Genomic DNA, 12921 nt, shown 5'->3' with positions numbered 1-12921 from the left:
TAAAATTCACCTTATGTTAAATTCCGATTCATCGAGCCTCATCACCGAAAGACCCGCCTGCCAAAAGGTCTATCAAGCTGCCCTCTCGCTGGGGTTGACGCCTCTACAAGCAAATTTAGTTGCCAGTCGCATCCATGCTGAAGAGTTAGCCCATGATAACATGGCCGATGCAGTACAAAAAATCGTCTTTCCAAAACTGCAATATATCCAATCGCCAAACGAGCTCAAAAATGCCAAACAGGCTGCAAAACTCATTGCCGATGCCGTTCAGTCTAATGGCAAAATTATTTTGGCAACCGATTATGATACCGATGGGGTCACCTCAGCCTGGGTGGCAACACAGGCATTAGTCAATTATTTTGGTGTTGCTCCCGAGCGCATTGAACATTTAATCGGTGAACGTAAAGAAGGCTATGGCATTACCGACGAAATGGTACAGCGAATGTTGACGCTGACAGATCCTATTGACTTGGTGATTTCCGCTGACCAGGGTTCCAGTGATGAGCCTAGAATTGCACAACTGGCTAAACACGGCATTAAAGTCTGTGTCACAGACCACCACCAAATGGCAATGGAAGGCCCCCCAAAAAGTGCTGCTTGCACAGTGAATCCACAACAAGCAGGCTGTGACTATGATAAAACCGTTGCTGGCTGTTTTGTTATTTTCTTGGTCATGAGCCAAACTCGCACTGAACTGATTGAGCGAAAAGCGATTCCAAAAGAGACCCCTTCTTTAAAAGACTTGGCACAAAATATTGCCCTGGGCACCGTGGCCGATAGTGTCAGTTTAAAAAGCGTTAATAACCGCGCCATTGTTCAAGCCGGCCTAGCAATTATTAATCAACGCAAACACCCTGCTTGGCAAGCCATGAGTCAGCTCAATAACAACCAAGGCCAACCGTTTACCGCCGACTATCTTGCTTTTCAAGTGGCGACCCGTATCAATGCCGCTAGTCGAGTTAGTGATGTTACCTCAGCCTTTCATTTTCTAAATGCCAGCGACTTCCGAGAGGCCCAACATCATTTAGATCAATTAGAAAAAGACAACCTCAACCGACGCGAGCAACAACAAGTCATGTTGGAACAAGCGCAAGCTTATGCCGAATCCATTTTCCATGACCAAAAATACACTCTTTGCATCAAAATGACGGGGAATGCAGGTATTCAAGGCATTATTGCATCTCGTATTGGTGAACACTATAGTCGGCCAACCATCGCCATGACCGAACTTGAAGGTGGATTGTTGGCCGGTAGTGCACGTGGTATTGTTTCCAATATTGATTTACGTGAAGCTTTTCAATGGATGTCGGATCAAGATAGTTCGCTATTCCGTTCAATGGGCGGCCACAAAGGTGCGGCGGGCTGTATGATCCCACTCGATAAATTTGAAGATTTCTCCGACTTATTTGAAACGGCCATTACCGAACAATTACAAGGCCAAGTCCCTCAACCACACATTGAAACCGATGGTCAATTAGCAGGCCAAGACCTGACCCCCGAGCTGATTCAGCAACTCAACAGTTTGGAACCTTATGGCAGAGAATGGCCTAAACCCGTTTTTTATGGACACTTTAAAATTTTGGACATGCGACTGGTGGGGCAAACACAAACCCATCTATCCTTGAAGCTGTTGACTGAAGATCGTCGTCGGCTTTCCGCCATTCAATTTAATGCCCGACCCGATACCAAGACTGAATTGAACGTCAAACCCCATGATACGATTATTGCCGTTTATGAACCCAGTCTAAACACCTTCCATGGCCGCACTTCTGTTCAACTCAGGATCAGTCATTTAATTCCAACCAAGCATTAAAATGCCCAGGCCTGGTTGTTTTTTTACCGATTTTGACCTTTAACGGATCAACGTACCGTCAACAATTCATCCCAACAAGTGGTATAACGCGGCGACATTAAATCTCGTTTCATTTGCCAACCTTGTTTATCAGGCATACCTGCAGCCGCTAAAAACAGCGTATTTTTACCGGATGTTAAATTCAATTGATCCATCAGTGCCATTAACTTAGCTTGTTTGGGGTTGCCCGAATAGGTCGGATTCGGTGCAAAAATATCCTCTTGCAAAGCCCCTTTAGTGGCAATTTCTGACAAAATGACCCCCGCTTTTTGGTAGCTCAACCCTGGCACCCAAATTTGCTTTAACGCTCGCTTAACCAATTTCGTCAGCAAGCTACTGTTATCCGATGGGTAAATCAAGCCGATGGTTTGCTGGTTACGATACACTGGGCGTTTATCGTCAAATGGATTAGTGGTCACCCAAACCGTCACAAAATTACACACCGATTGCTGTTGACGTAATTTTTCTGCCGCACGGCAAACATAATTAACCACGGCCGACTCCATCTCTTGATAAGACTGTACTGCAATGCCAAAAGATCGTGAACAGATTATTTGCTGCTTATTCGCTCGCACCGACTCCAAGGCTAAACAAGACTCACCATTCAGCTCTCTTAAAGTACGCTCAACCACCACACCATAACGCTTACGAATACGCTTAGAATTGGCTATTTTTAAATCATACACCGTCTGAATATGATCTTGCTTTAACTGCTTGGACAACTGCCGACCAATGCCCCAAATTTTTTCGACGCCCACTTGAGCTAAAAGCGCGTTTAACGTTTCATCTTTAAATTGCGTCAGATCGAAAACCCCTTGCTGGCTTAATTGTTTTTTCGCTAGATGATTGGCCAGTTTGGCTAAGGTTTTGGTTTGAGCGATACCAACTGCCACGGGAATGCCAATGCCCTGCTGTACCGTCTGTTTAATTTGCAGCCCATAATCGGTTAAATCCAAATGTGACAGACCGGACAAGTCTAAAAAACTTTCATCAATCGAATAGATTTCTTGACGAGGCGCAAAATGCCCGACAAGACGGTGCATACGACTCGACATATCGGCATAGAGTTCATAGTTTGAGCTAAAGACCGCCGCCTGATAACGATCTAATAAGGGTTTAATTTTAAAATACGGCTGAAACATCATATTGGTCGGCACGGCCGAACGATAACCGCCCGACCCCAGTGAGCCGCGCTGTCGCATCCACTGTTCGCCTAAGGACTTGGCGACGGCATTGGCGGCGACAATACAGCCGTCATTATTCGATAACACCACCACTGGACGTCTCGCCAGTTTCGGTTGAAACGCAATTTCACAGGAGGCATAAAATGAATTGCCATCAACCAAAGCAAAAAGATGAGAACCAGACGACATTCAAACCCCACTTGAAAACTGTTACAATAATGGCATTATCATACCATTCCACACAGAAGACGAGACACTATATGAGCCAAAAAGAAGCCTCTAAAACAACCAGGCCTGCACATGGCGGATTACGAAAAGGCGCGGGTCGAAAAAAAGGCAGTGGTCTTTATGGCGAACCCACCCAAGTGATGCGTGTCCCTGCTTCTAAGGTATCGGTTATTAAAAATTGGCTGACAAACCAACCTACACAACACGCAACAGAAACTGCACTCAAAACACACCACAACACATCCGTCACCTTGTTTCTACCAGACACCACCCAAACACCCTCGTATGCGGATATTCCGCTCTATGGGCACAAGGTCGTTGCTGGTTTTCCCAGCCCTGCTGATGATTATATTGAAGCGCGTTTAAACTTAAATGAGCGGTTGATTCATCACCCAGAAACCACGTTTATTTTGCGCGTGGAGGGCGACTCTATGAAAAATGTCGGTATTTTAGACGGCGATTTATTACTGGTCGATAAAAGTATTAAACCGGTAAGCGGCAAGATTGTGATTGCCGCGATTGATGGTGAACTCACGGTTAAGCGCCTGTCGATGACTCCGACAGCCAATTGGTTACTGCCCGAAAATGATGACTATCCACCAATTGAAATTAAAGAAGAGACCGACATCACCATCTGGGGCGTAGTCACCTCAACCATTCGAGAGTTTTAACCTAAAGTCGCACGAACAGCACAAACAACGACCGCTCAATCAGAGCGGTTTTTATTGAGTAGAAAATACTCAACACTTTAATCGACTTTTGGACCCACCCAGACTTGCTGAATATTGACGAACTCCATAATGCCGTGAGGTCCCAGCTCTCGACCATAGCCAGATTGTTTTATTCCCCCACTCGGCAATCTTGGGTCTGTTTTAACGATGCCATTAATCGCCACCTGACCCGCTTCAATCGTGGAGGCCAGTTTAATGGCTTTTTCGGTATCCGCACTCCAAATAGAGGCCGCTAACCCATAAGGCGTATCATTGGCAATTTGCAGTGCCTCACGTTCAGATGCTGCTTTCATCACCACCGCAATAGGACCAAAGGTTTCCTCACAGGAGGCCTGCATGTCGTTTGTCACATCGACCAATAACGTTACTGGATAAAAATAACCAGGACCTTCAGGCATTTCACCGCCCAAGAGGCATTTTCCGCCCTGTTCAACGGTCACTGTCACTTGACGATGCAAGGCGTCTCGTAAATCGGGACGTGCAATCGGACCGACTTGTGTTTCCGGTTCGGATGGGTCGCCCATCTTTAATGTCGCCAATCGTTTATGGAGTTTTTCGACAAATTCGTCATAAACCGCTTCCTCCACAATTAAACGTTTCGCTGCGATACAAGACTGACCCGCATTAATAATTCAAGACAAGGCTAAGACTTCAACCGCCTGATCAATATCCGCATCGGCAAGCACGATACTGGGGTCAGAACCACCGAGTTCCATCACCGCTGGCTTAATTAACGATGCCGCCAAAGAAGCCACCTGACTGCCCGCACGACTAGACCCCGTCAAAGAAACCGCTTTTACAGCAGGATGCCTTATCACCTGTTCGACTTGTTCGCGGTGAATCGGTAAATTCTGCATAATACCTTGTGGTAACCCTTGAGATGCACATTCCTGAGTAAAAAGTTCAGCAATCGCTTCGGCACAAGCAGGCACATGTTCATCATGCTTCATTAAACAAGTATTACCAGCCATAATCGCGGGCGCACAAAAACGAAATGCCAACCAAAAAGGGGCATTCCAAGGCAATATACCCAAGATTGTGCCGAGAGGCAGATGTTGAACATAACTGTTCGTTGCATCTGAAGGCAGTTTGATCGATTGCAAATAATCGGCACCATGGTCGGCATAATGCTCAGCACACCAAGCCGCCTTTTCAACTTCACCATAAGATTCGGTAATGGGTTTACCCATCTCAATCGTCATTAATTGTGCCAGATGTGCTTTATCATTACGCATCCGCTTTGCGATCCCTTTCAACAACTTAGAACGAGTATCGAAATCAGTGTGTTTCCATTGATTAAGAGCCGTTATTGAACGGTCAATCGCAGCTGACAATTGCGATTCATCAAGAGGGGGATAACGATGAATTTCTTCACCATTATAAGGATTGGTTGCAATTAACATAACATCTCCTAATACGTTTTTAGCCGTTATACCGTCTCTTTTTTGGTTTTTTCACGGGCTGGTTTCGGTTTGGCGATCGAGGTCACTGAATTTCCCTTATCATCGGTTTTGCCAGGCTTAATCACAAAATCCTGTTCAAAATCTTCAAAGAAAGAACCACAACCATCTTCAGTAATATAAAAGGTATCCGAAATGCCACAGGTCTTATCGCCGTCCACTCCCCATAACCAGGGGATAATGTGAAATGTCATACCCTGCCGGAGAATATCTGACTGTCCTTGATTTAAACTTAGGATATAGCCTTCATCCCAAGAAGGTGGAAATGCAATCCCGATTGAATAACCCGATCGGGTAATCAAACGTGCCCCGACTTTATTTTCATGCAAAATATCTCGAACCATTCGATCCACATCCGAAACCGTCACACCAGGTCTTAATTCATAGCGCAATGCCTTAATGGCTTTTTTCATGACTTCTTGTGCTTGAAACATACTGTCTGACAAGTCACCACAAATTGCAGTACGCATCATTGCCGTGTGGTATTTACGGTAACAGCCAGCAACTTCAATAAAGACGTGTTCGCCAGGCTTAACAACTCGCCCTTCCCAGGATGCATGACCAATCATCGTCCTTGGTCCTGAAGTCACATACGGCATCACCGCTGGAATTTCACCACCCGCTGAAAACATCGCCTGACTTATCGCCCCGCCAATTTCATTTTCTGTTACACCCGCCTGAACCGCATCTAACCCTGCTTGCATACCGGCTTTGGTTGCATAAGCCGCTTTTTTCATCGCCTCTAACTCATATTCCGACTTGCAAACACGACTTTGTTCGACAATGCCAAAGCAGTCCATTAATCGACTGCGAACAAACGAGGTACGAAACACATCTTGATGATAGGCATTAAAATAATAAGAGTTTCGTTCATAACCAATGGTTTTCCCAGCCAACCCAAACTCAACTAATGAGCTGATCAACATTTGAATCGCATCCCCTGTATCAGGATAGGGTCGTGTTACCTCAACCCAAGTTCGATGAATCACATTGGACTCTTCTAGCTTACGGGTCACCATAAAAGGCTCGCCTTCCAAAGGCACTACGAGCGCTTGAAAAAACGAATAACCAGTTGTCTGGTAATCAGTCAGATACAAAATATTTTCGGCATCAGAGATGATCACCGCATCTAATAGTCGTTCTGCCATTCGAGTTCTGAGCTCACTAATACGCCGTTGATATTCAACATACGGAAAAGTCATATCATCTCTTTCTCTCATCGCTCTACTCCTTAAACCGTATTAACTTGGCGTTCAACTGCTGCCGTTAAGATTGATAACCCTTGTTCTAAATCAGTATCCGGAATGGTCAAAGGTGGAATCATTTTCATAACTTCACCACCGATACCACAGGGACCAAACAACAAACCATGCTCAAAACAGTCTTTGGCAATCGCTTTAGACAGTGCGCCGTCATGGACATCTAACGCTTGCATCATCCCTTTACCTCTGACTTCAAATCCCTTATCTGGATAAGTATCAGCGATCGATTGCAGTGCTTTGCGCATCACGTCGCCTTTTTCCCTGACTTGTTGCATCAAGCGATCATCTTCAAAATAGTGAAGCGCTTCACGACCTGCGACAAAAGAAAGGTTCTGTCCACGGAAAGTACCCGTATGTTCACCTGGCTGCCAATGCTGATCATGTTCTGGTTTCACCAAATTCATTGCCATTGGTGTGCCTGCACCACCTATGCCTTTTGCCAAAGTGACAATATCTGGATCAATGCCTAAATCTTCAAAGCTAAAATACTGGCCAGTACGACCGCAGCCGGCTTGGATATCATCCACAATCAACAATGCGCCCAGTTTCTTTGCCAAAGCTTGTAAAGCTTGCATCCACTCAGCCGAAGCGACATTGACACCGCCCTCCGCTTGCACCGTTTCTACAATAAACGCTGCGGGTAACTCCATACCTGAAGACGTATTGCTGTACAGGCTGTCCAATGTTTCAATCGCTTCCAAGCCACCGCCTTGGTGGGTTTCAAACGGGCAACGAGTGACATTCAGTAAAGGCACGCCTGAAGCTTGACGAAAATACTGGTTTGCAGTGCAAGCAAGTGCCCCTAATGTCATCCCATGAAACCCCTGTGTAAAGGCCACTACCGTTTCACGCCCTGTCACTTTACGCGCCAATTTAAGCGCAGCTTCCACAGCATTGGTGCCCGTTGGCCCCATAAATTGCAGTTTGTAATCCATCTTGCGTGGTTTAAGAATGGTTTCAACAAATGCTTGAATAAAATCTCTTTTTGGAGGCGTCATCATATCGAGGGTGTGTAACACTCCACCGGATTGCAAATAATCGACCATGGCTTGCGTCATTTTTGGATTATTATGTCCAAAATTAAGCACACCTGCACCAGCATAGAAGTCAATATATTCCCGTGCATCTTCATCAATCTGTCGTGCATTATCACCTTTTACGAACACCGCAGGATAAACGCGACTATAGGCTCGGATATCGGATTCATAGGCTTCAAACCAATCCATAATTTTCCCCTTTACTGGTTGAGTTGTGAAAACTATTTGTGCAACTACAAAAGATCAAGCAGCTTTAATGCCAGCTAATTTTGAAAAACTACGCATAATCAGCTCAATCAAGCGGTCATTAAACTCATAATGTGGATTGTGACAAGGATACTGATACTGAACATCTTCTGAACCCTGTTCAGACATGCCAATCAAGGCAAAGGCGCCTGGAATTTCTTGCAAGTAATAACTGAAATCTTCAGATGCCATAATCGGAATCATTAAATCAATATGATTATAGTGATCTCCCAAAACATCATGTAAAACGGAGCGGTATAGATGTGCAACATCTGGATGATTCACCGTTGCTTCATATCTTGGCAGTATCTTAACAGTCGCCTTTACACCGTAAGTGGCTGCCGTATCTTCGGCAATTTGAGTGATCAGTTTATTAATTTGAGGACGCCATTTTGGATCAGATAGTCGAATTCCTCCTGCCATATGAACGGTTTGAGGAATAATCGTGACATCGGAATCGGCGAGTAATTGAGTGACGCTAACAACAACAGCGGCCTGCGGCGGTAAGCGCCGACTGACGATCTGCTGAAGATTCAGGGTAATCGCTGAAGCAGCAAGTACTGGATCATGACAAGCTTCTGGCTGAGAGGCATGTCCACCAAGGCCAACTAAATCAATATGAAAACTGCCATTGCCAGACATAACCGCACCATCTGGACAAATTGCAGTGCCAAATGGCATCGCTGGCCAGTTATGCCAGCCGAAAATCATATCGACCCCCTCAAGCGCTCCATCTTCTATCATTTTCTGAGCGCCATGCCCCCCTTCTTCAGCAGGTTGAAAAATCAAGCTAATTGGGCTAGATAAATGAGCCTCATTCTGTTTAAGCCATTTGGCGGTTCCTAACAGTGCTGCCATATGACCATCATGACCACAGGCATGCATTTTGCCTTCTTCTGTAGAACAAAAGTTGACTTCAGTCTGCTCATGAATCGGAAGCGCATCCATATCCGCACGCAATGCAATATGTTTACCAAGCTTATCTTTCGCTAACGTCGCTACGACGCCATAGGTTGCACAACTTCGCCAAGGAATTTGCCAATCATCTAAAAGACTGCGAATTTTTTCAGAGGTATTTTCTTCTTGCCAAGTTAATTCAGGGTGACGATGAAACCAGTGTCGAAGCTCAATCGCTTGATTGACAATTTCATCCCACACCATAGAAACCCCCAATATTCAGTCAGTTAGCGAATAACGCACTAACTGAAATTAAAATTCATTAATCCCATCCTAACAATTTAACGCTGCGCTTTAAAGCATTTACAAAAATATTTCACTCGACTGCTAAAAAAACTCTTCAAATATGAAAAGCTGATTTAACATAGTCGTGAGCGCTCGTTTTAATGCAAAACCAAACAAGCTTATTCTATTTATTATTTAATCAAGAGGATTCATCCATGTCTCATGAAGGTTATCACGAACCCATTTCTGAACTGACCGACAAAACTCGCGATATGCACCGAGCCATTGTGTCCACCATGGAAGAGCTAGAAGCTATCGACTGGTATAACCAACGTGTCGATGCCTGTAAGGACCCGGCACTTAAAAAAATTCTGCAACACAATGCGAATGAAGAAAAAGAACACGCGGCCATGGCACTTGAATGGATTCGCCGAAATGACCCTGTGTTTGATAAAGAACTCAGAGACTGGTTATTTACTGACAAAGCCCTAGATCATTAACAGCTATTCAAATAGAGTTACCTTTAGAAAATTGTCATTGCCACTCTCTAAAGGTGACTTTCCGCAAAATACGCCTTTTCCGACCAGGCCTGGTTGTTTTAACACCAAAAACACCACCCAAATTCAGCATCTCTTGTTAACTGTTAAAGATTGATAGAGAAATATTTAAAGCAAGACCAAGGCGCTTTAATATTTCTTTATAAATTTTTTTTATACCATTCAGTTTCAATTAAGGTTAAATAAGTTATACTTATAGAAAGTCATAAATAATCTATTACATTCCTCTGTAAAATCCTATTTATGACAAACAACCAATACTTAAGGAAAATGGCTATGACTAAAGAAACACAAGTCAAAATTAACAAACCTTCACAAACGCAATCGCGATTTGCTGCATTAATGCTAGCTGGAATTGCTTTCGTGGCAACGAGTTATGCCATAAACGACAAGCTATTCTTTGTCGGCACAATCGCTTAATCAGTAATCAATCTGGTGCTATAGCCCCTCCTCTCTATAGCACCAACCCACAATTCATGCCCTTCTAAAACTAAAATTTATGTCTGCCAGCAGGGCATTCTTGTTCGTCTTTTTAAGCATCAATTAAACTGATTTTTCTCTTTTGTCGATCTAATATTCAAAGATAATGGCTTAACATTGATTAGAATAAACTATGATTGTCTTGCTATTGCTTAGATATTCCGAGGACAAAAAGATGAACATAAATTACAAAATCCAGACCTTTGACAATCAAACCCCGCCTCAACGCCTAAAAACCATTAATATACGGAACGCATCGGTTCTACCCTCCATTAATCATATTTTGAACATTGATTTCGAAGACTATATCGTGCAAGAAGTTAGACATCGAGTAGCATACAAGACAAAAAGCTTTACCAAAGAAAACGGAATATTAACGACCTATCAAGAAATTGATGATATTGATGTTATTGCGATAAAAAGAGATGACGATACGACTTACTCATTGAATTCCAACGAATAAACTATAACCCTCTAAAATAGATTCAACCTGTTTAAACCCACTTAATTCGCTCGGAGATTTGTTGACCGCCTACGAATCAGATGACTTAATTTCATGCGTTATGGCAAAACTAAACTCTTCACCTTTGAATTCAAAATAATGAGATAACACTTCAACAGGATAAACGTTACCTGTTTTTGTTTTATGGTGACTTTCAATAGAGGCCCCACCATTACCAAACTCACGGGTTTTTCTAACATGTTCAGACCATAGCCCATCTGCCATATTTGGATCAATATCAACGACAGCCATCCCATCCAGTAATTCATTTTTAGAGTAACCCAATTTTTGACAGGCGCGGTCATTAACATACACAAATTTTCCTGTATCTAGTTTAATAAGGAAAATTGATTCGGATGAGATATCCAGCGCTTTGGCGAGTGTACTGAGAATACTTTCAGATTCTTTCTTTTCCGTAATATCTCGAGCCAGCGTGATATAGGTATTAGCTGCTTTTTTCTTAGTCATATACAACTCAAACCAATGAGTCCCATCAGGCAAGTCAAGTGAATATATATTACCGACAGAAAACCCTTGTTCATTTGCCTCTTTCATTGTTTGACGCGCAACTTCTGCGGCAGGCGGAGGTAGTATGTCTTGAAATTTTTTACCAATCAACTCATCACGCTGTGCAATAAGAAGTGCTTCATTTTTAGTCCAGACTTCTAGATAGGTGCCATCATGATCAATTTCTAGCAATAAATCTGGAATCGTTGAAATAATGCCCTCATTGAAATCTAATGAAAGGCGTAAGCTATCCTCAGTATCTTTACGGTCTGTAATATCATATACATGGCCGTAAAAAATAACGCCTCCCTGCGGATAGGGTTGTGGTTTCGATTTTACCTCTAACCACCTTAAACCCTTATTCGGATGAACAATCCGAAACTCGTCACACCATTCATTTAAATTCTTAGCAGCGTTTTCAAGTGATTTATAAACTTTTCTTACATCCCTAGGGTAGATTAATTGTTGGAATGACTGAAAATTATTGATCATTTTATTGGGGAAAATTCCGAAGAGGTCTAGCGCATTCTGGGAAACATAGGTCGCAGCTAAGTTACCATCCTGCATCACCAAACTTCCCATTACACCTGGAGATGATTCGGCTAATGCTCTAAGCTCTTGTTCTCGGAAAATGATATTTTCTTCACACGCTTTACGTTCGGATATATCTCTTGCAATGGCTAATATGACATCTTGTCCAAGTTGTTGAAAAAGCGTAACAGTGAGTTCCACTGGGTAGCAATAGCCTGATTTGCTTTTGTGACGTGTTTCAAACTGAAGGGACTTTAATACTTTTAAATCGCAAACGTGCTTCTGCCAAATGTCGAGTGACGGAAAGTCAGGATCAATATCAAATACTGACATGCCGCCGATCATTTCCTCTGTAGCATATTCAAGCTTAGTCGAAGCGGCTTGATTTACATAAATAAAATTTGCAGTATCTGCAGAGATAAGAAAGATGGAGTCAAAAACAACATCCATTGCTTCAGTTAGTAGCTGATGGATATTTTCTATTTTAAGTTGTTGTTCAACATCTTTCGCCATGCAAAAAAACCTTTAATTTCTATACTTAAATACTACACCATTACAACACAAGCTGGATTGGTATTGTTAATTGATACCCATACCCTCTAACGGCTGTTATTGCATGTTCTGGAAAATTATATTTTCTTAATTTTGTACGCAATCGGGACACGATAATGCCTAAATACTTATGACCATTATCAAAATCTAAAATATTCAAACGTTCCATCAACTGCCAGCTTTCAAGCTTTCTTTGATCCGCAAGCGCTAAAGCGTAGACTAATAAACATTCTTTGATAGATAAACGAATAAGGGAATCATTAAAGTACATAATACGCGAAGAAGTCGATAATTTTACAAAAGATTTTTTAGAAGAATGAAGCGCATCACGCTCTTTCACTAGAGCAATCGCATTTAATATATCGACGGGTGAAAAGGGTTTAACCAGGTACATTTCAGCACCTAACTCATAGCATTTAAATTTTTCTTGCAGGGAGTAACGCTGACTTAATACAATCACATTTACTTGAGGGAGGGTATTTATACAACGAGAGACAAAACAGAAAGAACCAGGGCATCTTAAATCAATAACGATAATATCCCACGCGATATTTGAGGATAACTCAAAAAACTCGTCTACACTATCGAGGAATGTAACATCATCATAACA

Annotated in this window: 11 protein-coding genes and 1 pseudogene; 5 read left to right on the top strand and 7 right to left on the bottom strand. The window is 42.8% G+C overall.

Features of this window, described 5'->3' with window-relative positions:
- The first annotated feature begins 13 nt into the window (after positions 1-13).
- Positions 14-1813, top strand: coding sequence for a DHH family phosphoesterase (locus tag CYQ88_RS07205; protein WP_101840682.1), 1800 nt, complete (start codon positions 14-16; stop codon positions 1811-1813).
- A gap of 47 nt (positions 1814-1860) precedes the next feature.
- On the opposite strand, the gene CYQ88_RS07200 is transcribed toward CYQ88_RS07205, so the two are convergent.
- Positions 1861-3225, bottom strand: coding sequence for a Y-family DNA polymerase (locus CYQ88_RS07200; RefSeq protein ID WP_101840681.1), 1365 nt, complete (start codon positions 3223-3225; stop codon positions 1861-1863).
- A 71-nt stretch (positions 3226-3296) separates the two neighbouring features.
- On the opposite strand from CYQ88_RS07200, the gene CYQ88_RS07195 reads away from it, so the two are divergent.
- Positions 3297-3935 (top strand): LexA family transcriptional regulator, encoded by a 639-nt coding sequence (locus CYQ88_RS07195; RefSeq protein WP_101840680.1) that lies wholly within the window; start codon positions 3297-3299, stop codon positions 3933-3935.
- 77 nt (positions 3936-4012) lie between these two features.
- On the opposite strand, the pseudogene CYQ88_RS07190 reads toward CYQ88_RS07195, so the two are convergent.
- The 4 genes and pseudogenes from CYQ88_RS07190 to doeB2 form a co-directional block, all read right to left on the bottom strand.
- Positions 4013-5398: pseudogene (locus CYQ88_RS07190) on the bottom strand (NAD-dependent succinate-semialdehyde dehydrogenase).
- A gap of 26 nt (positions 5399-5424) precedes the next feature.
- Complete coding sequence (doeA, locus tag CYQ88_RS07185) at positions 5425-6675, bottom strand: ectoine hydrolase (RefSeq protein ID WP_101840679.1); 1251 nt, start codon at positions 6673-6675, stop codon at positions 5425-5427.
- A gap of 11 nt (positions 6676-6686) precedes the next feature.
- The gene (gene ectB / locus CYQ88_RS07180; protein WP_101840678.1) at positions 6687-7943 is read right to left on the bottom strand and encodes a diaminobutyrate--2-oxoglutarate transaminase; all 1257 of its coding nucleotides are present in this window, start codon (positions 7941-7943) and stop codon (positions 6687-6689) included.
- Positions 7944-7997: 54 nt separating this feature from the next.
- Entirely contained in the window at positions 7998-9161 is a 1164-nt protein-coding gene (doeB2, locus tag CYQ88_RS07175; RefSeq protein ID WP_101840677.1) for a N(2)-acetyl-L-2,4-diaminobutanoate deacetylase DoeB2, read from the bottom strand.
- A gap of 236 nt (positions 9162-9397) precedes the next feature.
- Between doeB2 and CYQ88_RS07170 the strand changes: the two genes are divergently transcribed.
- The 3 genes from CYQ88_RS07170 to CYQ88_RS07165 all read left to right on the top strand — a co-directional run bounded on the left by CYQ88_RS07170 (position 9398) and on the right by CYQ88_RS07165 (position 10682).
- Positions 9398-9682, top strand: coding sequence for an encapsulin-associated ferritin-like protein (locus tag CYQ88_RS07170; protein WP_101840740.1), 285 nt, complete (start codon positions 9398-9400; stop codon positions 9680-9682).
- 333 nt (positions 9683-10015) lie between these two features.
- Complete coding sequence (locus CYQ88_RS11510; protein ID WP_158236026.1) at positions 10016-10159, top strand: hypothetical protein; 144 nt, start codon at positions 10016-10018, stop codon at positions 10157-10159.
- A gap of 235 nt (positions 10160-10394) precedes the next feature.
- The gene (locus tag CYQ88_RS07165; RefSeq protein WP_143483774.1) at positions 10395-10682 is read left to right on the top strand and encodes a hypothetical protein; all 288 of its coding nucleotides are present in this window, start codon (positions 10395-10397) and stop codon (positions 10680-10682) included.
- Positions 10683-10751: 69 nt separating this feature from the next.
- On the opposite strand, the gene CYQ88_RS07160 is transcribed toward CYQ88_RS07165, so the two are convergent.
- Together CYQ88_RS07160 and CYQ88_RS07155 are read right to left on the bottom strand one after the other, a co-directional pair.
- The gene (locus CYQ88_RS07160) at positions 10752-12272 is read right to left on the bottom strand and encodes a PAS domain S-box protein (RefSeq protein WP_101840675.1); all 1521 of its coding nucleotides are present in this window, start codon (positions 12270-12272) and stop codon (positions 10752-10754) included.
- A 40-nt stretch (positions 12273-12312) separates the two neighbouring features.
- Positions 12313-12921 (bottom strand): response regulator transcription factor (locus CYQ88_RS07155; protein WP_143483773.1); only part of this gene is annotated, 609 nt, incomplete at its 5' end.

The sequence above is a fragment of the Hydrogenovibrio sp. SC-1 genome (assembly GCF_002848135.1).
Taxonomy (GTDB): domain Bacteria; phylum Pseudomonadota; class Gammaproteobacteria; order Thiomicrospirales; family Thiomicrospiraceae; genus Hydrogenovibrio.
The sequence above is the reverse complement of the archived record's forward strand: the minus strand, read 5'-3'. Positions and strand labels throughout refer to the sequence as shown.